This is a genomic window from Rhodococcus sp. IEGM 1241 (assembly GCF_033142365.1).
Classification (GTDB): domain Bacteria; phylum Actinomycetota; class Actinomycetes; order Mycobacteriales; family Mycobacteriaceae; genus Rhodococcus_F; species Rhodococcus_F erythropolis.
The window spans coordinates 95,156-116,619 of record NZ_JAWLSE010000008.1 but is presented as its reverse complement, the minus strand read 5'-3'; the positions used below and the strand labels follow the sequence as shown (position 1 = coordinate 116,619).

The 21,464-nt window shown below is 60.8% G+C and carries 19 protein-coding genes and 1 pseudogene; 3 read left to right on the top strand and 17 right to left on the bottom strand.

Going from position 1 to position 21,464, the window contains the following annotated elements:
• Positions 1 to 3: 3 nt before the first annotated feature.
• The 6 genes from R4P70_RS28015 to R4P70_RS27990 all read right to left on the bottom strand — a co-directional run bounded on the left by R4P70_RS28015 (position 4) and on the right by R4P70_RS27990 (position 6,494).
• On the bottom strand, positions 4 to 753 hold the full coding sequence (locus tag R4P70_RS28015) for an enoyl-CoA hydratase-related protein (RefSeq protein WP_317832840.1): 750 nt from the start codon (positions 751 to 753) through the stop codon (positions 4 to 6).
• Positions 750 to 2,351, bottom strand: a complete 1,602-nt coding sequence (locus R4P70_RS28010) for an acyl-CoA synthetase (protein ID WP_317832838.1) — start codon at positions 2,349 to 2,351, stop codon at positions 750 to 752. The genes R4P70_RS28015 and R4P70_RS28010 overlap by 4 nt, the downstream gene beginning before the upstream one ends.
• 54 nt (positions 2,352 to 2,405) lie before the next feature.
• A complete protein-coding gene (locus R4P70_RS28005; RefSeq protein WP_317832836.1) occupies positions 2,406 to 3,095 on the bottom strand; it encodes a nitroreductase in 690 nt (229 codons plus the stop codon).
• A 358-nt stretch (positions 3,096 to 3,453) separates the two neighbouring features.
• Positions 3,454 to 4,401, bottom strand: coding sequence for a TauD/TfdA dioxygenase family protein (locus tag R4P70_RS28000; RefSeq protein ID WP_317832835.1), 948 nt, complete (start codon positions 4,399 to 4,401; stop codon positions 3,454 to 3,456).
• Positions 4,398 to 5,033 (bottom strand): TetR/AcrR family transcriptional regulator, encoded by a 636-nt coding sequence (locus R4P70_RS27995; RefSeq protein WP_317832834.1) that lies wholly within the window; start codon positions 5,031 to 5,033, stop codon positions 4,398 to 4,400. The genes R4P70_RS28000 and R4P70_RS27995 overlap by 4 nt, the downstream gene beginning before the upstream one ends.
• A gap of 84 nt (positions 5,034 to 5,117) precedes the next feature.
• On the bottom strand, positions 5,118 to 6,494 hold the full coding sequence (locus R4P70_RS27990; RefSeq protein ID WP_317832831.1) for an NAD(P)/FAD-dependent oxidoreductase: 1,377 nt from the start codon (positions 6,492 to 6,494) through the stop codon (positions 5,118 to 5,120).
• Position 6,495: 1 nt separating this feature from the next.
• Here R4P70_RS27990 and R4P70_RS27985 point away from each other — a divergent pair, with 1 nt between their 5' ends.
• Positions 6,496 to 6,651: a hypothetical protein gene (locus R4P70_RS27985; RefSeq protein ID WP_317832829.1), complete on the top strand. Its 156-nt coding sequence runs from the start codon at positions 6,496 to 6,498 to the stop codon at positions 6,649 to 6,651.
• An 18-nt stretch (positions 6,652 to 6,669) separates the two neighbouring features.
• On the opposite strand, the pseudogene R4P70_RS27980 reads toward R4P70_RS27985, so the two are convergent.
• From R4P70_RS27980 to R4P70_RS27965, 4 genes and pseudogenes are all read right to left on the bottom strand, one after another.
• A pseudogene (locus R4P70_RS27980) lies at positions 6,670 to 7,206 on the bottom strand (recombinase family protein).
• Between the two features lie 340 nt (positions 7,207 to 7,546).
• Complete coding sequence (locus R4P70_RS27975; RefSeq protein ID WP_317832827.1) at positions 7,547 to 9,097, bottom strand: acyl-CoA synthetase; 1,551 nt, start codon at positions 9,095 to 9,097, stop codon at positions 7,547 to 7,549.
• Positions 9,098 to 9,288: 191 nt separating this feature from the next.
• Positions 9,289 to 10,881, bottom strand: coding sequence for an ABC transporter substrate-binding protein (locus R4P70_RS27970; RefSeq protein ID WP_064113336.1), 1,593 nt, complete (start codon positions 10,879 to 10,881; stop codon positions 9,289 to 9,291).
• A 757-nt stretch (positions 10,882 to 11,638) separates the two neighbouring features.
• Positions 11,639 to 12,187: a recombinase family protein gene (locus R4P70_RS27965; protein WP_317832824.1), complete on the bottom strand. Its 549-nt coding sequence runs from the start codon at positions 12,185 to 12,187 to the stop codon at positions 11,639 to 11,641.
• 376 nt (positions 12,188 to 12,563) lie between these two features.
• On the opposite strand from R4P70_RS27965, the gene R4P70_RS27960 reads away from it, so the two are divergent.
• Positions 12,564 to 12,860, top strand: a complete 297-nt coding sequence (locus tag R4P70_RS27960) for a histone-like nucleoid-structuring protein Lsr2 (protein WP_269455328.1) — start codon at positions 12,564 to 12,566, stop codon at positions 12,858 to 12,860.
• Positions 12,861 to 12,944: 84 nt separating this feature from the next.
• Here R4P70_RS27960 and R4P70_RS27955 read toward each other — a convergent pair whose 3' ends face one another.
• From R4P70_RS27955 to R4P70_RS27945, 3 genes are all read right to left on the bottom strand, one after another.
• The gene (locus tag R4P70_RS27955; RefSeq protein WP_317832821.1) at positions 12,945 to 13,193 is read right to left on the bottom strand and encodes a hypothetical protein; all 249 of its coding nucleotides are present in this window, start codon (positions 13,191 to 13,193) and stop codon (positions 12,945 to 12,947) included.
• 287 nt (positions 13,194 to 13,480) lie between these two features.
• A complete protein-coding gene (locus tag R4P70_RS27950; protein ID WP_317832819.1) occupies positions 13,481 to 14,227 on the bottom strand; it encodes a DUF4839 domain-containing protein in 747 nt (248 codons plus the stop codon).
• Between the two features lie 626 nt (positions 14,228 to 14,853).
• Complete coding sequence (locus tag R4P70_RS27945; RefSeq protein ID WP_197494252.1) at positions 14,854 to 16,290, bottom strand: hypothetical protein; 1,437 nt, start codon at positions 16,288 to 16,290, stop codon at positions 14,854 to 14,856.
• A 317-nt stretch (positions 16,291 to 16,607) separates the two neighbouring features.
• On the opposite strand from R4P70_RS27945, the gene R4P70_RS27940 reads away from it, so the two are divergent.
• Positions 16,608 to 17,012, top strand: a complete 405-nt coding sequence (locus R4P70_RS27940; RefSeq protein ID WP_317832817.1) for a hypothetical protein — start codon at positions 16,608 to 16,610, stop codon at positions 17,010 to 17,012.
• 443 nt (positions 17,013 to 17,455) lie between these two features.
• Here the strand turns inward: R4P70_RS27940 and R4P70_RS27935 are convergent, their stop codons facing one another.
• The 4 genes from R4P70_RS27935 to R4P70_RS32770 form a co-directional block, all read right to left on the bottom strand.
• Positions 17,456 to 17,749, bottom strand: coding sequence for a hypothetical protein (locus R4P70_RS27935; RefSeq protein WP_317832815.1), 294 nt, complete (start codon positions 17,747 to 17,749; stop codon positions 17,456 to 17,458).
• Positions 17,750 to 18,179: 430 nt separating this feature from the next.
• On the bottom strand, positions 18,180 to 18,818 hold the full coding sequence (locus R4P70_RS27930) for a hypothetical protein (RefSeq protein ID WP_317832813.1): 639 nt from the start codon (positions 18,816 to 18,818) through the stop codon (positions 18,180 to 18,182).
• A gap of 575 nt (positions 18,819 to 19,393) precedes the next feature.
• Positions 19,394 to 20,026 (bottom strand): hypothetical protein, encoded by a 633-nt coding sequence (locus R4P70_RS27925; RefSeq protein ID WP_317832811.1) that lies wholly within the window; start codon positions 20,024 to 20,026, stop codon positions 19,394 to 19,396.
• 58 nt (positions 20,027 to 20,084) lie between these two features.
• The gene (locus R4P70_RS32770) at positions 20,085 to 20,333 is read right to left on the bottom strand and encodes a hypothetical protein (protein WP_372461259.1); all 249 of its coding nucleotides are present in this window, start codon (positions 20,331 to 20,333) and stop codon (positions 20,085 to 20,087) included.
• Positions 20,334 to 21,464 lie beyond the last annotated feature (1,131 nt).

Sequence of the window (21,464 nt, the reverse complement as noted above, 5' to 3'; positions counted from 1 at the left end):
GACTCAGTGCCCGAGCCACTGCGGCGGACGCTTCTCGAAGAAAGCGCTGATGCCTTCCTTCATGTCGTCCGATTCGAGGAAGACCTCGATCGCCCGTTCGGTGGCCTGCCATCCGAGTGCGTCCTCGTCGACAGTCAGGGTGCGTAGCGCCCGCAGACTCTCACGTACCGACATCGGGGACGAGAGGCAGATGTCCTCGGCGAGCGCCATGGCCCGCTCGAGCGCGCATCCCGCGTCAGCCACCTCGTTGACCAGTCCGAGTTGGTAGGCCCGGTCCGGGTCCAGAGTGCGACCCGAGATAAGTAGTTCCCGCGCGATGTTCGGTGGCAATGCCCGCGCGGCCCGAAAGAGCGCGCCCGATGTGGCGACGAGTCCGCGACGGGCCTCGGGGAGGCCGAAACTCGCTGTACGGGAAGCGATGAGCGCATCGCAGGCAAGCGCGATTTCGAATCCTCCGCCGAGGGCCGGTCCCTCGACGGCGGCGATCAGAGGGGTGCTCCGCTGCCGTCGGATGATCCCGTACTCGCCACCGCGCTCGGTTCTCAGGTCGGCGCCCGCGCTCAGGTCGGTGCCTGCACTGAAGATCGTCGTTGTCCCTGTGATGATTCCAGCCCACAGGGCCGGATCGTCGTCGAGTCGGTTGAGGGCCTCGTCGATTCCCTCTGCCATGGTGCGGTCGATCGCGTTGCGTTTGTTCTCCCGATCGAGGCGGATGAGCAGGATCCTGCCGTGCTGTTCTTGGATTACGCTCATGCGCCTACCACCTCAGCGACGGTGGCGCGTGCCCAGCGGTAGTCCGCCTTGCCGGCGGGAGAGCGCACGATGGCGGGAACGACGACGATCGAACGCGGGATTTTGTACCCGGCGATCGAGGCCCGGCAATGTTCGGCGATCTCATCGGTGTCGATATCCTCGAAGCCGTCGCGAAGTTGCACCACCGCCGAGACTTGTTCGCCGAATCGGGCGTTCGGTGTGCCGGCGACGACGGCATCCATCACGGCGTGATGACTCTTGATGGCAGCTTCGACCTCTTCGGGGAACACCTTCTCGCCGCCGGTGTTGATGCACACCGAGCCGCGGCCGAGCAGCACGATCGAGCCGTCCGGTTCGACCCGGCCCATGTCGCCGAGGATCGACATCCGTACCCCGTCGACCACGGGGAAGGTCTGTGCGGTCTTCTCCGGATCGTTGAAGTACCCGAGTGGTACGTGTCCGACGCGGGCAATGTATCCGAGCATGTCGGAGCCGGGTTCGACCGGACACAGTTTCTCGTCCACGACCAACATGTTGGGGTTGCCGACGACGCGCATGTTGCCGTCCGCGTCGATCTCGAGTGTGCCGTCCACCCCGGATTCCGATGCTCCGAAACCGTCGCGCAGGAACAGGTTCGGCATCAGCTCGAGTAGCTGGTTCTTCGAGCTGGCGGACCACAGTGCGCCGCCGGAGCTGACGAGTGTCAGCGAGGTGAGGTCATAGTCGGAGCCGTGGCGGGCTATCGCATCGGTGAACGGACGCGCCATCGCGTCACCGACCACCGTGATGCAGGAGAGCTGCTCGTCCTGAATGAGACGGAGCGCTTCGAGTGGTTCGAAGCTGCGCATCAGAACCTGTTTTGCGCCGCTGAAGAAGCCGCTGAACACCGAGTACACCGCAGCGCCGTGCATGAGCGGTGCCGGGAGCAGAAATGCCATGGGGTGGGAGTTGGCTGCGACAGCGTCGGCGAGGTCGGCGGTGTTGGTGAAGGCGGCACCGCCGTGGTTTCCGCCGCCGAGTGCGGCCATGAAGAAGTCCTCGTGTCGCCACACCACTCCCTTCGGCATTCCGGTTGTGCCCCCGGTGTAGATGACGAATCTGTCGTCATCGCTGCGTGGGCCGAAGTCCCGGTCCGTCGAGTGGGTCCGCATCGCGTCGTCGAAGTCATTGATAGGCAAGGGTATCGACGTCGGGTCATCCACGTACCCGAAGACCAGGACGTTCTTGATGCCAGGGCAGGCGGGGAGGGTGCCGGCGATGATCGGAACGAACTCGCCGTCGACGATCAACGAGACGATCCGAGAGTTGTTGTAAAGGTATGTCAGCTCGTCTTCGGTGTACCGGTAATTGATGTTGACCGGCACCGCCCGAATCTTGAGGCAGGCCAGCAGTGCCTCGACGAACTGGGTGCTGTTGCGCATGTGGATGCCGACATGCTCACCCACCTGGACACCTTGCTTGGCGAGGTAGTGCGCGAGTCGGTTGGCCCGTTGGTCGAGCTGGGAGAACGTGCGACGCTCATCGCCGCAGACCAGTGCAGTGCGGTCGGGAAGTTTGTCGACAACGGCTTCGAAGAGGTCTGCAAGGTTCAACGACATGTGAGGGATCCTTCTCAAGTGGAACGAAGACGTGGGCAGCGGCGGGCCGTCAGCTCAGGACACCCAGTCCACGACTGTTCCGATATCCGCCCGATCGGTGCGGAAGCCGTTGGCGGGGTGGGATTCGTCGGCATAGCCGAACGAGATCGAGCACACCACCTTGCGGTCGGAGGGAAGGTCGAAGAAAGTGCGAAGGTAAGGCGCGCTCCCGGCGAGAGCGGCCTGCGGAACAGCGGCGACACCGAGGCTGTGCGCGGCGAGCAGGAATGTGTTGATGTACAAGCCGCAGTCGATCGCGCCGTAAACTCCGAGTGCCTCGTCGGTGGTGATGATCGCGACGTGGGGTGCGTCGAACAGATCGAAGTTCTTCATGGTCTGCTCGGACGAGGCTTGGCGATCACCCGCCGCGATGCCCACGCTCGAATACAACTGCATTGCGCATTCCTTGCGGCGCGCGCCGTACACACCCCGGTACTCTGCTGGGAAAGGGAAGTCGGGCTCCTGCGGGGACGTTCGAACGTACTCGGCGAGTCCCTTCCGGAAGCGCTCGGTGCTTTCCCCTTCGGTGATCGAAACTTGCCAGGGCTGCGTGTTGCACCAGGAGGGAGTGCGCTGCGCCATCTCGAGGATCTGCTCGATCGTCTCACGCGGAACGGCGTCCGGTCGGAACCCTCGGCAGCTGCTGCGCGTCTCGAGTACGGACCGCAGATCGGTGTGGACAGGCAAGGTGGGTACTTCGGTCACGATGACACTCCTGTAGATGGCCGGACGATCAGGCGTCCGGAGATGGGGCGTTGGACCCGTTGTGAAATGTTCGACGCGGAAGCTGTGGCTTCCGACGGGTTCTTGAACTGTTGCTGATTTCATCAGTAAGTTACTGGCGCAACAGAATTAGTTCTTCTAGATCAATCCTGGGGTGGGGATTCCCACGTAGTCGAGCGGTCAAATCGCTTATGAAAGGTCTTGTCCATAAGCACATCACAGATGACCCTGCGAAGCCCGAGGGCAATTCGAGAGTGCGATGACGAAACCGAGGGCGGCGACGATTCGCCCTCGGTTCGCCGCGATATTGTGTGAAGTCGCCGTTCCTTGTTGTTGCAGATTATCGGGAGAGGCCGACAGGCTTGTCGCCGACGATCGAAATCCGCTCCATCACACGGCGTGCCGGGTAGTAGTCGCTCGACGCGTAGTGCTGGCATGTCCGGTTGTCCCAGAAAGCGATGGTGTTCGGCTTCCAACGCAAACGAACCTGCAGTTCGGGGCGCATCAGGTGGCGGTACAGCAGGCGCAGCAACTCGTTCGATTCTTCCTTCGATACGCCCAGAATCCGTTGCGTAAAAGCGACATTGACGAAAAGAACGCGCCGGCCGGTCTCCGGGATCACTCGCACGACGGGGTGGTGTACCGGTGGGAAGTTCGGTCGGAGCGTGTCGATCGCGTCCTGTGGCATCCCGGACCCGAACGAGGTGATCCAGTCGTGCTCGGCTTCGAGGTGATCGATCCGGGCTTTGATGTCGTCGGGAAGTAGGTCGTATGCCGCGCCGGTGTCGGCCCAGAGTGTGTCGCCGCCGACGGCGGGGATCTCGATGGCACGCAAAACTGCTGCGAACGAGGGGAATTCGTGCCACGTGACGTCGTTGTGCCAGATGTTTTCGGCGCCGACGGCGGCTGCGTCCTTGGCGAGGGTGGCGACGTCGACATCGCTTTGCCCTGGTTGGGTGTAGCGGTAGAACGGGTGCTGTTCGAGGGCGCCCCAGGCTTCGGCAAAGGCACGGTGGTCCGCGCGTTCGATGTTCTGGTCCCGGAAGAAGAGGACCTTCCATTCGATCAGTGCGCGGCGTAGTTCGGCCATTACCTCGTCTGACAGGTCTCCGCCCAATCGTATTCCGGAGATTTCGGCCCCGATGGTCGGCGTCTGTGGTTCCAGCGAGAATAGTTCGTAGGGAAGGACTTCCATGTTCGCTGCGGTCCGTGGGGCGATGATCGGCCCGAAGTAAGCGAGAGGATCGGTCGGAGTGGGTGCGGCAGTCGCCGGAAGTGCATATGTCATGAGGTCGCTCCTAAGGATTCGGTGGTAGTCGTCGAGATCGGTGCCTCGAGCATGGCTACGCAGGTATCGACGAGATCGGAGACGATCGCCGTGCTCTCTGCGGGGGTGCGATCAGCCGCTTCCTGCGCGGCGAGCATCGTCATGTTGTGCATGACGATGCTGTCGGTGCGCCAGATCGCGATCGGGTTTGGGGCAGGACAGAGTTCGATCAGCAGGTCCCGCACGTGGTTGTAGCTTTCCGCTCTCATGTGCTTCCGGATCAGGTCGGCGAGAGCCGGATTGAACAGGGCTTGGACGAGGAAGCGCCCATATCGGCTGCCGGGTCGGCCGAGGGTTTCCGCTGCGAGCGGCCGGACGAGGGCCTCGACGGCTTGTCGGATGGTCGGCGGGGCTCCCAAGCGTGTTATCTCGTTGAGCATTTCCTGTCGGCGGGTGTCGACGGGAGACATGCGGGCTTCGACCAGTGCCTCGATAAGACCGTCGTGAGAGCCGAAGTGGTACTTCGCTGCCGATTTGTTGGATTGGTTCGCCGCGAACTGGACGCCAGTCAGCGTCAGTGCGTGCAATCCCTGTTCGGCGATGATCTGTTCGGCGGCCTCGATCATCGCCTGTCGAGACGTGGTCTGGATCATACCTAGAGATTAAGGGACAACCCTTAATGTGTCAATGTCGCCTGTCGAGAGCGGTTCTCTGTATATGGCGGAGGGGGCGTCAGCTCATGCGAGAGGTTCTTCCCGGAGTGCCGGGGTCGCAGTCGCGACGTGGTCGTCAATGACTTCGGTTGCCGCACGCTCTCCGGACTCGATAGCTCCTTCGAAGAAGCCCTGCCACTGTCGGGCGGTTTCCGTTCCCGCCCAATAGATTCCGTCAGTGTGTTGTGTGTGCGCACTGGCAATCGAGGCGAGAGTTCCAGGCGTAGGGAGCGCGCTGTAGCCGCCGCGTGCCCAGGGGTCCTCGGTCCAGTTCTTCTCCAACCAGGTCCGGGGAGTTCGGGCTTTCTGTCCGAAGAGCCGTTCGAGAGCGTCCAGAACTGTCCTGCGTCGGATGTCGGGGTCCATGGCAGAGAGTCGGTCCGCATCGCGTCCACACGCCAGAATGCAGATATGTCCCGGCCCTCCGGGAGGCGAGACGTCGGCAACCGTCGTTGCCGGTCCGTCGGGAAGCAATGCCATCCCGGATTTTCCGTCCTCCCGCCAGACCGGGCGGTCATAGATCGCGAACATCTTCAGCACTGATCCCATCCAGAGATTGTTCAGCGCCTCGAGTTGGGCTGGAGGTAGTGCCGGCTCGAAATCGATCTCCCTGGTGAGTGGGGGTGGGGTGGCGACGACAATCCGATCGGCCATGTGGTGAACGCCGGTGCTCGTTGTCACGCGATAGGACCCGCCGGATCGAGATACTGCCTGGGCTTGACTGTCGAGTCGCACGTCGAGTTCGGCAGCCATCAGTGTGGGAAGGCGGTCGGCGCCGTCCACGAACAGGTCTTGTTGAGCGCCACCCTCGAATCCCATGGTCGACCGCAGGCCGCCTGCGGAGGCGATCTCGTTCGCGAGTGCCAGCATCGAAATGTTACCGAGATCGGTGGATACGGCTTCTCGAAGTGTTGCGTCGGCCCATCGTCGGGCTCGGCGTGATGTGACGGCGGTTTCGAGCCATTCCTCGACGGTCGTGGTGTCCCAGCGGTCCGCAATCTTCGAGTGCCACGGCTGCGTCGGGTCGGTTTTCTTGACGAGGTGGTGCAGTCGCACAACGGCCGGCAGCAAGGTCATGAGATGGGGAAGCATATTCAGTCGATGGATGATGCCGTTTCCGCCGTGGCTCGTGCTTTCGAGGATTTGTTCCGATCCGGTGGTATGCGACGGGTAAGTGGTGAGACCGTAGTGATCGGCTAGTGCACGAATCCGCAGTTGACCGGGGCCGGTCCATTGCCCCCCTAGATCGATCGGGTGCTCTTCCGTGCGTTCGGTCAGCGCGCGACCCCCGACCCGGTTCTGTGACTCGAGTACGATCACTCGCATTCCGGCGCTGTGCAGGGATCGTGCTGCGGTCAACCCCGCATAGCCCGCACCGATGACGATGACATCGTGCTTCACAGTGTTCCTTTCCTATCTGTCCGGACGGTTGGCTTCGGCATTGGCGCAGTCAGTGACTGCGACGGCGCTGACCGAGAGCATCGCCGGCGCCCGGACCAACTTCTTCAAGTATCTACTGGTGAAGCGACCTCCTCGGTTTGCGCGTGGTGTTGCTTGATAGATTCACTGCCGAGTATCACTTCAGGTGCCCGTAGAGGGCGGTCCGGCCGACGCCGATGATCTCGGCGATGTCGGTCAGATGCATCCCGTTATCCCGCATCCGTTGTGCCTGGGCGAGTTTCGTCGACGTCATCTTCGGTGGCCGGCCCTCGGTGCCCCCCCGGGCCGGGGCCGCGGCGAGACCGACCTGGGTGCGTTCCCGGATCAAATTTCGTTCCTATTCTGCGAGAGCACCGAAGATGGAGACGAGCAATTCGCCACCGGAGGTGGTGGTATCGATGGCTTCGGTCCACGATTTGAATCCGACACCGCGGGCGGCGAGATCTTCCACCGTCTGCAGCAGGTGGGGCAGTGAGCGACCGAGCCGGTCGAGGCGCCAGACAACAAGGGTGTCTCCGTCGCGAAGATGGGAAAGAAGATCGGTCAGTTGCGGCCGGGTGGTCGTTGCACCGGACGCGGTTTCGGTCCAGACTTTGAAAGAGCCGGCAGCGCTGAGAGCGTCGCTCTGTGGATCGGCAGTTTCATCGGTAGTCGAGACCCTCGCGTAGCCCATGTCAGTTTCAGAAGACGACTGCACTCGACGACAAAACCCCAGGAATGTGTGCAGTCGCCTTCTGAAACTGACACAGACTGACGTCTTGGTTAGCCTGGCTCAGATTGGGCTCTTCACTATTGGTCCGCGGGGCAATAGTGAAGAGCCCCTTTCGCTTACAAGGAGCATTCAAGGGGTTTCGGGCGTCTGTGAAAGTGCCGAAAAAGCTTTCACCTGCATAAAGTTGTCCGTGCAAAGTCAGTCACTATCTGGGCCATGCCTTCACGATCACGCAGCATGTCACCAGCAGTGAGACCAAGATCGGATTCCGACTCCCAGATTCTGTATAAGTGGCGCGAGATCAGGTCAGGCTCGATCTCGCACTCAGATAGTCTGCGCGCAGCACATCCTTACGGAGCTTGCCCGACTCCAGCCGTGGCAGCTCGTCGAGGAAGTCCAGGACGCGGGGAACCTTGTAACGCGAGAGCCCGTCGCGGGCGAAATCGATGATCTCCGCAGCAAGCTCCGCGGTGGCCGCGACGCCTGCGGTTGGCTGCACCACAGCATGCACGTACTCGCCCATGTCCGCGTCGGGCAAACCGAATACAGCGACATCGGCCACGGCCGGGTGCATAACCATGCGCCCCTCGATTTCGGCGGGATAGATGTTGACCCCACCGGAGATGATCATGAACGCCTTGCGGTCGGTCAGGAACAGGTAGTTATCCTCATCGACGCGGCCCATGTCCCCGATAGTCGACCAGGTTGGATGGTCCGGGTGCATCGCACCAGCGGTTTTCGCGGCGTCGTTGTGGTAACCGAATACGGTTCCGGCCCGCTCGAAATACACCGTTCCTACCTCGCCGGTGGCCAGTTCTTGGCCGTCGTCATCACAGATGTGGATGATGCCGATCACCGGCCGGCCGACGGATCCGGGGCGCTGCTGCCAGTCCCGGGCCGCGATGAACGTGACGCCGTTGCCTTCCGTGCCGGTGTAATACTCGTCGACGATCGGCCCGAGCCAGTCGAGCATCGCGTGCTTGACGTCGACCGGGCACGGAGCCGCGGAGTGCAGCAGTCCTTTGAGAGAGGACATGTCGTGTCGCGCGCGGACCTCGGGGTCGAGCTTGAGAAGGCGCACCATCATTGTGGGGACTACCTGTGTATGGGTCACTCCCTGGTTCTCGATCAGCGCAAGGAAATGCTCTGGATCCCACTTCGGCATGACCACCACGGTCCCTCCGATCTCTTGGACCGCGAGGGACCAGTTGAACGCAGCGGCATGGTAAAGCGGACCTGGCACGAGATACACCGAGTCCTGATCGATCGAAGTGATCTTGCGGATCAGGTCGGAATTCCGCGGTGCGGCAGGATCGTCCACCCGCAGACCGGTCAGCGCGCGCTTGACGCCCTTGGGTTGGCCGGTGGTGCCGGATGAGTAGAGCATTAACTGGCCGCGGGGCTCCTCTACGAGGGAATCGGCTCGTTGCCGTTCCAACAAATTCTCATAGCATTCGAAACCGTCGATCACGCCATCGAACATCAGGCGATGCACGCCGTCCTTGAGGAGCGGCAGCAGGCCCACTGCGGTCTCGCGCAAACCGTGCGAGCAGATCAGCGCTTTCGAACCTGAGTCCGCCATGATGTACGCGGCCTCATCGGGCGTGCTGTGCCGGTTGATCGCAGTAATGTAGTATCCCGAACGCACTGCAGCCCAGTAGATCTCGAAGTAACGCTCGTGATTTTCAGCTAGGACTGCAACGCCGTCACCGACCTGCAGGCCGCGCCAGCGCAACTCTCGTGCCAGCTTGACCGACCGCTCGTCGAGCTCCTTGTAGGTCACGCCTGGACCGCCGCCGACGCGGACAGCGATGCGCTCGGGGTGTTTGCGTGCGTGTACTGCGGGATACATCGGAATGCCTCCAAAGATAATCGCGGGGTCGTACCGTCTGCTCACGAAAAAAATTGATCTGTGTTTCAGGGAAGAACAAACAAAGGGCAAAGAGAGGTCTCGTGCATAGCTGCGTCCCGAGACCGATGTCGCTGCTGCACGAGCCTCACCCCGGGTGTTTCGGGGCCGGGGTGAGGCTTGTGAGCCGTGGTTTAGTTTGTGGTCCACGCCTTGTCGAACAGCAAAATGCCGTCCGAGCTGAGCTGCACGCCGCGCACATTGTCGGCGAACGGCATGAACAGCCGGTAGGGCGAGGACACCGCCATCGGCGCGGTCTCGTTGACGAGCGTCTGGATATCAGCGAGAACCCGGCGCTTATCATCGTCATCGCGTGCGGTCTGGAGCTGGGCCAGCAACTCATCCATGTCGGGGTTGGCATAGCCGAGCACATTGGAGGCCGACGTGCTGTGGAGGTTGCCGTACATGCGGATGAACGGCGCGTTGTCGAGCACGTTGAAGCCGGCATAGGAAACGTCGTAGTCGTGCTGCGCGTACAGCACCTTGATCAGGTCGTTGATACTGGAGGCGTAGTTGATCTCCACGTCGAAGCCCGCGCCTTCGAGCATTGCTTCGATCGCGAGGGCGCTGCGTTGGGTCTCCGGGTCGTTCGTGCCCACATAGGTGATCTTGCCGTCGTAGCCGTCTGCCTTGGCCTCCTTGAGTAGCCGGATAGCCTCGTCCAGGTCATAGCCGGAGCCCGAGACGTCCCCGTGCCACCGCGATGCTGGCGCGAACATATCGCTGCTCGCCAGTCCGTCGCCGCTCTGGACCCGCGTGTTGAACAGATCGGGGTTGAACGCGGCCACCAACGCTTGGCGTACCCGCTCATCCGCGCCGGGTCTGCCCTCTCGGCTGTTGATCAGCGCCGTGCCGCCCATATTGACCGTGTACACCGCGCCGGGCAGGCTAGCCTCGGCCGCTGCGCGCACATTTTCCGGGTTGCGCAGGTACGCGATCTGCAGGTTGCCGGACTGTACCGATTCCAGTCGCGTGGTCTCGTTGACGATCGCCGGGAAGCGGACGGAGTCCAGATGAGGCTTGCCACCCCAGTAGTCTGCTCGCGCCCGCAGCACCAACTCCTCCTGCGACGTGAACTTCTCCAACACGAACGGCCCGGCGCCGACGGGAGCGAAGTCGCCACCGACCGTCGAGGAGGGGGCAACGATCATCCCGGGCCCACTGGTGAACAGCGCCGGGAACTCCCGCCACGGCTGCTTGAGGGTGAATGTCACCGTCGAGTTGTTTGTGACCGCCATGTCCTCTACCGAGACCAGCCACACCTGGGTGTGTGTGCCCTTCTTTTCCAGATAGCGATTGATGCTCCAGGTGACCGCCGCCGCATCGACCGGCGTGCCGTCGCTGAAGGTGGCGCCTTCGCGGAGCGTGAGTGTCCAGACGATGCCGTCCTCGTTCCCCGTCATGGAATCCGCGAGCTGCGGGACGTACTGGTCGGAGTCCTGGTCGTAGCGCAGTAGTAGGTCGTAGAGTGCGGCCATCTCGGTGCCGCCGGTGGAACCACCGTCCTGGCGGGCTGCGGGATCGAGGCTGCTCACCGCGGTGTAACCGGCGTACGCGATGGTGCCGCCCGATCGCGGCTCCCCCGCGGTCTGCTGTCCGATCAGTCCGTTGTCGATGCCCTCGGCGGCGCTCTCGACTTCGCTGCCCGAGCAGCCGGCAATGAGCAGACCGGCGGCAGTCAGCGCGGTCAGCAGTCGGCCGGTGCGGGCCAGTATCAGTCTTGCCATATCGACTCCTTTTTGAACTTTCGGAACGCTCTTCTAAGATGGGTAGACGCTTGACGAGTTCGCCAACGACTGTGCGGGCGCCTGTCGTAATAGCTCGCGACAGGGTGAGGGGAGGGGTTAAGGCGCACAGCAACGGTGAATTGCCTGACGTTGACCAGGCTCTTCGGATCGAGGACTTCCCTCTGGCTCAGAGCTACGCTCACATGAGTGACTCCCACTGTGCTTGGGCTCAGGGCCGGTGGTTGGCCTGGCTGTGCCAGCGTCGATGCGTTCCGCTGTCGCCGCAGTTGTACGCGACCACTGGAAAAATCGGCCCTGGCTGCTTGAGGGATGAACCAAACGCAACGTCATGAAGATTGAGTTGCCCAGCGGTAGTGTCAAGTTCAGCGGTTTTGGTCGAGAGACCGATATTGTCGAGCATTCCTGTCGGCTAGTGTTGACAGGCGCCATGCGTGCCTAGAAAAGCCAGGCGCAAGAGCCGAATGGTATTTCGATGGTGACGGGTTGGCCCGGTTCGCCGCGAGCTGGACGTCCTTGAGGGTCAGCGCAAACATTCCCCGTCGGACGACAATCCGGTCAGCCGTATCGCCCATAGCCTCACTAGCTGTGGTTTGCATCACAAAATCACATTAAGGATTTAGACTTAAAATGTCAAACTCACTTGGCCATCGTCCAACATCTCACCAACTAAATACCATCGAAAACTACGCCACAATCAGCCGAAAGTCACGGTCAAATCTGTTGCAGTGCAACGATTTTATTTCAGATGTCGGTACAGCGTTGTCCTGCCGACGCCGATGATTTCGGCGATGTCGGTCAGGTGCATCCCGTTCTCCCGCATCCGTTGTGCCTGAGCGAGTTTCGTCGACGTCATCTTCGGTGGCCGGCCACCGGTGCGGCCACGGGCTCGGGCTGCAGCGAGACCGACCTGAGTGCGCTCGCGGATCAGGTTCCGTTCGAATTCAGCGAGAGCACCGAAGATGGAAAAGATCAGTTTGCCGCCGGAAGTGGTGGTGTCGATCGCTTCAGTCAACGATTTGAATCCGACACCGCGGGCGGCGAGATCTTCTACCGTCTGCAGTAAGTGGGGGAGTGAGCGACCCAGCCGGTCGAGGCGCCAGACCACCAATGTGTCCCCCTCGCGAAGATGGGAAAGAAGGTCGCTCAGTTGCGGCCGGGTGGTGGTTGCACCGGAGGCGGTTTCGGTCCAGACCTTGAAACAACCGGCAGCGCTCAGAGCGTCGCCCTGCGGATCATTGGTCTGATCGGTAGTCGAGACCCTCGCGTAGCCCAAAAGTTCACCCATGACGCAGCAGTGTTCCAGAACTCACCGACAAGCCGAATAATGAACCATCAGTTTTGGACATGAGTTTCGGAACATGTCTTCGGCCAGCTCACTGAAAAACGTCCCCGATGTTTCAAATACAACCGTTTATGAAACATCGTTCGGCGGCGCCGAAAATCGGGTCCGATCGACTGCCGAGACCGCTGTGGGCGCGCTCGAGGTCGACGGCGCGTTTGTGGTCGGCGGGTCGCTGGTAGGAGTGTCCTGAATTATCGGATACTGCGGATAACATGAACGCGATATTCATTCAGAATGTAACGAAAAGGATTTCCCTGTGGCCGAAATATTTATTCGCCAACTTATCGACGATCTGGATGGAAAGCCCATCGACGCCTGATTGGGGCACGAAGTCACCTTTTCGTATCAGGGTGCCGATTATCGGATTGATTTGCGACCCGCGAATGCTGACAAGATCGAGGCGGTATTCGCGCCGTATATAAAGGTGGCGGAGAAGGTCTCCTCTGCCGGCAAGTCGCGTGCGAATACTTCGACGGCGATCAAGATGTCGGGGTCTGGACGATCCGCCGAGCAACTGAAAGCGATCCGGGACTGGGCCGCCAAGAACGGCTTCGAGGTCTCCCTTCGTGGACGGATCAAGGCCGACGTCATCGAGGCTTTCGACGCCGCACATTAAGCACTGAACAGCATCTTTTCTCACTGACATCAACGAGTGGCGCACTTATATCCCGTGATTCTTCTCGGTGAGAAAACGAAAGATTCAGGCGAGCTTGAGACCGCCCTCGGCGGCGAAGACCAAACGGCCGTCGTCGAGGGCGATCGCCCACCGCTGCACCGGCGCCCAGTCCCGCCCCAGGTCAGAGGCGTCGATGACGGTATCGGCGTAGTCCTCGACCACGACCCCAACCTGCGGCTCGGTATCGCCGGACCGTGATTCGGAGGACGGGATCACCTTGACCCGAGAACCCACCGCAATGGGGCCACTGCGTTGAGGGCCAGAATCGGACATAGACCTGATTGTGGCAGAGAATCCGCCACACCCACCGGTCATGATCGCGATGGACGTGCAATCGATTCTAATTCGAGACACTCAATCACGTCGCAAATGAGGCATGAAACTACCGGCGTACGTGCAACCGGAAGCGCCGTAATCGTCCTGGAACTGCAGGAATGGACGTTGCTGACGGAATGACGGCGGTGCGGCGGTTACGACAGACACGGCACCAGCGGCAGATTGAAGAACCAGTTGGCCAGGCGGATCAAGATCGGCTCGGAGTGTTAGTGATGGGGCGGTTGCTAGCGGATCTCGGTGGAGACTGGGTCAAGTTGGAGAAGACAGCCCCTCTTTTCCTCGAATTCTTCCACGACCGCAGTGACCCGAAGGGTGTCTTTAACCCCCAAGGTGTCGGGGATGTCGGGACCGATGAGATGTAGATCAGACACGATGTTGACGTCCTGGAACTGGAAATTCGGCCCGCCGCCGTCTCTTTCGTCGAAATCTCTGGCACCGATCAGAATGTCGTAGCGCGTTTTGTACTTGCCGTGGTTGTTCATCGCAGCAATGTGACCGTCGAACTGGATGGTCCGGCCTGCATACTGGGTGGCGAAATCGGCGACTGGTTGGCCGCACTGGTCCGTATCGTGCAGGATCCGGGCGAGATCCTCGTTGTTGTCGATGGTGAGTATCTCAGCGGTTTCGGGGGCCGCAGGTTCCGCTGCCTGTTCGGGAGCAGGAGGTGGGGAGGCTTGCTCGGCGCTCGTGGCTGCCACGGCTTCGGTCGTGGACGCGTCGCTGTCGTCTTCCTGCAGCGCCCCGATGGTGATGATGCCCGCCAGGATGACACCGGCGCCGCCGACTGCGGCCCACAATCGCCAGGGGGTCTTTGGCTTTGGTCGGCGGAAGGTCATGGTGGTTCGCAGGGTGCCCTGCTGTTGGGTGACCAGTTCCCAGCCTTCCTGCTGCTTTTTTGTGATCGTTTTCGCCTCGGTGCCCCGGATCGCCTTGATCTCGGTGACCTCGTACTGTGTTTGCTCGCCGGTCATGTCTTTTCCTGTCCTTCGGTAGGGGTGTTGTGGGTGAACCCGTACCTAATGGCAGGGAAGCCAGGTGCGCGGTGGGTTGGGATGTATTTATCCCACAGTGGTTGACGTTGTCGGAAGATTATCACCGGGGAGGGAAGCTAAAAATATTGGATAACCGGGGTGAAGGAGGCGATGAGTGAGGTAGGTCTGACTGGGTCCCAAGAACGGTGCCTGCGTCTATGAGAGCTGCGGTTGATTCTCGCTTTCCTTCGCAAATAACTCGGCCCACGATCGAGAGTGCGTGAGGTCGATCTGATTGATCGACCGGCTCCGTAAGGTGCCGATACAACGCCGGTGTTCTGAAAACGGTCGATATCTTCAGTCATTCTCCCGGCGTCTGTCATGTAGACGACGAGTCGTTTCAAGGGTGAATGTTCCGTGGTGGACAGGAGGCAGTCGCTGGGATCTACGACGCAGATAGCTGCGGGGCGATGCCACTGCCACTCGCCCGCCTCAGAACTGACATGGCATCGGCAGATGCGGATCTGCCCCTCAGCGAAGCGTTGAAGCCATCGTTCCGTGAACTGTCCCCCAGCTTCCCCGAACAGGGGTGTGAAGGGGACAGCAACTTGCTCGGCGTGAAGCTCCTATATAATGGTTCGACCCCGTGATGTGATCGATCGTTTTCGTGCGGCCTGCATGTTGAACTCTGAAATATGTTGCTGACACAGATGGATCGCGTGAGGCCGCCTTGTGTAGATCCGCTCTATTCGAGAATCCTTGTCCGCATTTTCGCCTGCTCGCCTGCAGCGTACGCAGAAGGGCTGGGACGGTGCGAGATACCACCCGTTCTTCCTCTCCAAAGCGAGAGACGGCTCCGGCAAGATTTGGTACTCATACGGGGCGACGGTGGAGCTTCCGGACTTGAGAAGCTTCATAATCTGCTGAACCTGCATGTAGAACTCGTAGCTTCGAGGCATGCCCTCCGTGATGTGTACGCGGAAAACTGGACCTGAGATAAGATGTGTGGCGTTTATGTCAACATCGGTCATTGATTTTCCCGATTTCGATCGTATTCGCATTATCCGGCCGAACGATTGGCAGATGTGCATATCGTCGGAGGTTTCATAACTCGGCTTGATCGGGTCGAGATTCTGCACTATGAGATGCAACTCTACTGGTTCCTGCTCGCCTGACTCGTCTATTGCCGCAGGATTGATCACAGAGAATTCGAGAATCTGAGTGTGGGCTTCTGTATTCCGTTCCTGGGATGAGGTCCGCTTCTCCGCACTTACGATGCGGTTGGAAGGTGCGGTTCGTGCTGTATGCGTCACCGGACGTGGCGTGGTGTCGGGTAGGCGATAGGTTCCCTGATTGTCAACGAACTCCAAGAAGCCTTCGTCGCGAAGCTTCTGCAAGGTGTTGGAGAGTGATTCGCGGATTGTGCTGTTCTTCGGATACAGGTCGCTCAAAGAATCTTCGAAGAGATGATGAAGAGCGGTGCTCGTGAAGATTTCCCCGGCTTTGAACTGTCTGGAGATCATGCCGCGAACAGCGTCTGCCCAGCTCGGGTTTAGTCGTGAAGTCACAGATACTTCCTGATTGGGCGGAGAAGCTGACGCTTCGTGGCGCGTGTGCACACGCGCACCGGATTTTGTTCTGGCGGAGTTTGTCTCAACAGAGCTTCTGTCCGCTTGGTTCCGCTGCATCATGGACTGAACGCGATTCTTTCGGGCTGAACGAGACTCGTGGATGTTTCGTGTTGCACGATGGCGATAGAGGGTTCCGGCTTCGCCGGTGAAGCGGCATGGTGACCCGTCCGGCAGGGTCCTCGCGCACCAGCCAAGGGTTTCACGAATTCGATCACGCAGCCGCTCTGTGACCTCGGTGTCGGGTGGCTGTACTACCAGCTCTTCTACCAACGGACGGAGCTGGTGAACGCGACCTGTCTCCCCACGGTGATACGCAGCGAGTACCCGGTTCGTCACGCGGATTGCCAGTCGGTCGCGTTCAGTTGGCTTGTAGTTCGACTTCGGAATCGGCTTTTTCTCACCTGCCGATCTCGCTTGTTCTCCGCTCGTCAAGTTCGGCCAGGGGCCAGCAGAGCGTCGAACATTTCTAGGTGCTCGAACCATGGCAGCATCTTTCATTGTCAGCTGAGAACATTCTGTTTCTACCGCAAGTTGTTTCTACCGCAAGGTTGTCAACGGCTCGTGGTCGCATCGCCCCTGGACCGATGAAGAGGCTGCGGGGCGGCGCCCACAGGCAAAGATGCCGGCCGTGGAAAGCGATCACTGGGAAGGGAAAAGGGGATGCGGTCGCCCGGCGCAGCGAGCGGTCCGTGGTTTAGGGCCAGGGGGCGCGTGAGTGATGTAGCCGATCCGGGTCTATCTTTTCGAGCATGGCCGAATTCGCTGCACAGTCCGGGACAAACAAGAAGCTGCTCATTGCAGTAATTGGGCTGTCAGCCGTGCTCATTGTTGTTCTAGGAGTCTTCGGGTTCTCGCAACTCTTCAGTGATTCGAAGGCGGACGCGGTGTTCGCGACATGCTCAGAGTCGAACAGCGGTCTGACAATCGACGGCGACACGCTGAGGAGTGAAAAACCAGGTGGCGAACGTAGCACCGAGTTCACACGGGCTCGTAACTGCCTGTTGAGAGAGACGGAAGTGCCCCCTAGCATCGAGGATCGGATGATGTGGACTAGCGCCGATGTAGGCAAGGGCGATGGGCAATGGGAAGGCTGGAAAGCGTCGTGGACCTACAGCGTCGATGACGGCCTCGTCCTTTCGGTGACCAGCGCCTGATTGCTCGTCGAGAACTGTACAAAACTGGTTTGCGTCGGGTATGTCCGTGACTGTATTCGGGCCGACAAGAGCGTGTGGTTAATCGAATTGTGAAGTCGATCAACATATTCCGGGTTTGCGGGTGCGTCGTTCCGGCTTCGGGCATTAAGGTGCAGCGACTCTCGCCGGATGCCTCGCACGGCTCGCACGGGGTCAGCATCGACCTTTGTGTCCGTGTGAAACGCTGCGTCGGTGACAAGAGAATGCGCGTCTTGTCGAAATTGGATCGGTATTAGACGTTTCTGTGAAGCACGCTTATCCCCAGCTCGTGCACAGGTCGAGATGTCGAGAACTCGTGTCGACAATCTATGTCGAATAAACCGTTGGCTTTGCCTTTTCGACAGGCACGTTTTTCCGCTTGCCCACCTGACGATGACGATGGCGGAGAGGGTGCAGCCCGAGAATCAGGGCAGTTTCGACTGACACGCCGAGTCGTTCGTGCAGACGTAGTCGGTGGGTGCGAGGCGATGCGGGGGGCATGGGGCGGTGGCGGGTTGAATCATGGCTTCGAGCCTGGTGAGCCGTTCTTCGAGGACACCGGTGATAGCGAGCAGTCCGAGCACGGTCGGTTCTGTGATATCGCTGCCCTGTTGCGCGTGTTTGAGCAGCGTCGTGCGCAGGAGCGAACACATGGGGGCGTCGTCGCTGATGGGGAGTTGCTCGAGTTTGGCGGTCAGACGCTCGTCGGGGGAGGCCATGGGTAGCTCCTGCACGTGTGGATCATGCAGGCCGAGTGAAAGGGGCGACTGCCTGCGCGGTGGTATCGGGTGGTGCGTGGTGCGCTGGAACCGAGGCGGAAAGCAGCGCACCAAATGGTGATGTTACTGCGTCATTGCTGACCGGTCGGTACGCGGGAGATAAGTGAAGGCGACTCATGGGTGCGATGAACTAACTCGGTACCGGTTCACCTGCAGGCGGCGAGGTACTCCTCGGTAGTTCAATGCTCAAGTAGCTGTAACTGTGCGAAGACTGGTAACCGGGGTGGGTGACACGTAAATTTTCGGGGGCGGCATCACCCGGTCCCCAACGGGCATGGCGAACGCTCCGCCGGTAGCCACCCCTGGTCTATCGGCGGGCGAGCCGTCCCGCAGGTTTCAGCGCATCGACTATGTTTCGCTGCACCGGCGGTCAGCGCGGGTTGGGAGTGCGCCACAGTCGCGGGGTGTCGCCGTCTTCGGTGTTGGCGAGAGCCCGGATTCCGTCGGCGTCCTGGGCGAGGATGTCCGCGAAGTGCTGTCTGTGGGTGTCGTCGAGGCCGTCGGGCAGGTTCGCACCGTCGGTGACGGATGCCGCCGCGCCGTCGAGATAGCGGGCGATCCGCAAGAGCAGAGGACGCGGGGTCGGGACGAAGAAAGCATTGGCGTCGGCGGTGATCATACCGAGAGTCGAGAGCAAGGACAGGCCGGCGACAGCTTCTTTGTCGTCGAGGTTGATGTGCGCGACTTTCAAGGCTTCGGCCAGCGCCGCGGTGGTCAGACCGACGGCAGCGACGGGCACGGAGATCGTGCGTTCGAATTCGATCAGGTCGGCGCCGGGGGCTTCGTCGGAGAGAGACATAGCGAGGGACTGCGCGAATGCGATCAGACGTTCGTCGGTGAAGTCACGCTGCGCGGTCTGGCGGGTGACCCTCATCAGGGTCGCGTATTCGGTGAGTTTGTCGTCGAGGATTTTCCGGGCTTCGGTGTCGGTGATCGTGAGCCCGAGATCGAGGAGGGCGGCCCGGAATTCGGTGGATCGGGTGTGGAGCCAGGTGGGCCGAGGACTCATCGCTGCTCCCGTGAAGTTGAGGCCGTGGTTGTCGAGTTGAGCTTAGATCCGCCGCACATCACGGGAAGGAAATGACCGCCGAAACACGCTGGGTGGTTACAGGTCAGGGGAATCGTGTGCGCTACATTTCCCTTCCACTCCATCTCCGTTCGAGGCGGCGATGGATGGGGGTTCGCCGAGATGTCACACGACTGCAGGCGAGCCGCCCCCGATCGTGCGCCCGGCCCCCCAGAGTTGGGCACACTCGACCCACCCAGCTGGTACTGACGACCAGCAGGGTGGGTCACCCAAAGGTGTGCGGTGTGTTTTCCTCGTACCGAGTGGCCCAGGTAACAGTGGCCGAGGATGCAGTGAGTATCCGAATTCGGGTCTCCGCAGCGGGTTTCTCTTCGTTCCGTCGAGAACCCGTGTGCAGAACCTACGTCGAATATCGTCTCCATCAGTGTCGGACGGTACTCGAGTGCTGATGCGGAAAAACGTACAGTCAAACCACAGGACCTACTCAGCGAATGAGTGGATCAAAGTCGGGCGAGAGTGTCGAAGACCGCCCCCCGGGAATTGCAGCGCCGACGTGCTCAGGACTGGCCGGACTTTCGCTGGGCGTGAGAATCAGTTGTCGAGTATTTCCCGGCATTGTTCTGGGTGTTGCCTTGCTGCAGGCAATTCGACCACAGGACCTGGGGATGGTTCGGCGGATTCGTTACGGTCGGCGTGCTTGGCGTGGTCCGAGGAGTGCCAGCTGTTGGCGGTGCATCGGACATTCCGGCTTCGGCCCGAGGGTCGGGGAAGGTCATTCCTAGTGAGTTGGTGCACGTGGTTCCGTCGCAGGATCCTCCGTTGGCGGTGATCTCGCTGACCCGGTTGATCGCTGCGGGGCCGGCGCATTCGTCCGTCCAACCGTATGTTCCGTCCGTGAACGCGGTGTTCGGGCCGGGCGAGGTGCAGTAGTCGATGTGCTTGGTCACCACCGGCGTTGGCGTGTCGATGAATGTTGCCTCCGCTGTGGGCGGTTCGACGATGGCTTCCGTCGTGATCTCCACAATCGTGGTACTGGAGACCGGTGTGAGTGTCCCTGAGGAGCTCGGTGTCGTGGCGGTTGCAGTTGCTCCCTCAGACGAGGCAGGTTCGGTGGATGTGCCCTGGCCGCTGCATGCACTGAGCGCGAGAAGCAGGATCGGCGCTGCTAGCCAGGATTTTTTCATTGTCATTTGTGATCGCTTCATTCTGTGGACGGGTCGGCGTGTGGTGGCAGAGCTAGGACGGGTGTCAGCGGCGCATTTCTGCGTACGCTTGTCGCCGCAGCTGTCGAAGTTGCCGCCCATCGGCCAGTTGCCAGTCCCTCCAACCGTGCCGTTGCCGGCCCATGATGTCCGTCAACGGCGCCGAGGGTGGCCCGTAGCGTTTCCCGTCGACGTCGAGGGCCCCGTCCCGCGTGATCGTTGCGATGTAGGTGAGCCCGCGGCCGGTATCGTGATACGTCAGCTGGTCGCCGACCTGTAGATGGCCGAAGAGCATGAGCTGCAAGATGTCGTCGTCGTACGCGATCGGGGCGGAAGACGGCATGATTCGATCGGGTTGGTGTGTGAGCATGGAGGATTCGGATGTCGAATCGTCGCCGTCGCACGAGTTCGGATTCGCCTCGTCAGGTTGTGCGGTTGCGGTGGCTGCACCCGCGAGACGATGTTCCGTTGTAGGTGTCGGTATCTCGACTTTGTCTGCGTGTTGGTTTCCCGAGCCCACGAGGTTTCCGATCCCGCGGCCCACCCACCCGAGCCCGGATCCGACTCCTGAGACACCGGCACCGATCGCTTTGCCGGCCGCGCCGGCGACAGCACTGCCTGCGGACGCTGCCCGACTGCCGACTTCCGCCAGGGCGTCGACGACGCTGGGACTCTCGTGGTCGGTCCATCCCATGACCTGGCTGCCACGTGCTTGCGCGAAGTCGTCGAGGTCGTTCTTGAGTTTGACGATGTCGTGTTTGAGATTGTGGGCGGCGCCCCACCGGAATCCGTCGAGTCGGTGCATTTTTGCAAAGTTCGACAGTTCCGACCGCGCGTGCAGCAACAGTTCGCCGTCGCGTTCGAAATGCTCTGCCAGCACTGTGCGTGCGTCGTCGAGCACCACCTGCAGATGCTGCGGCTCGGTGGCCTGCACGCGCGCGATCCGCAACCGCTGCCACAGATAGAGCGACTGCTCACCGACCACCAATAGGTGCAGGGATTCGCCGAGCCGGTTCTCTTCGATTGCTCGGCGGAGATAGTCGGCGCGATCCTGGACCGGGCGAGTGGCATCGAACCCGGCCAAGGTGCGTTTGACGTGTTCTCGGAGGCGCTCGATGGTCACATTCAGGGTGGGCCGGAGTCCGGCAACAGATTCCCAGTCTGCGGTCGGCAGTGTTCCGTGTTCGTCGAGGGTGGTGACGAGCCGATCCAAGGTTGTGAAATGACCGACCACGTCACCGACTCGGGACGCTTGGGCGAGGGCGAGGAGTTGTTCGACTTTACCGTCGACGCGGGCGATCGATTCGTTCACCGACGCGATGGCCACCGAGAGGGCGACCTGCACCGCGATGAGTTGGTAGGACAGTGCTTGGGTGGGGCCGAGGGATACTTTCTGCCATTGCAGTTGCTGGCGGAACTTCCCTGC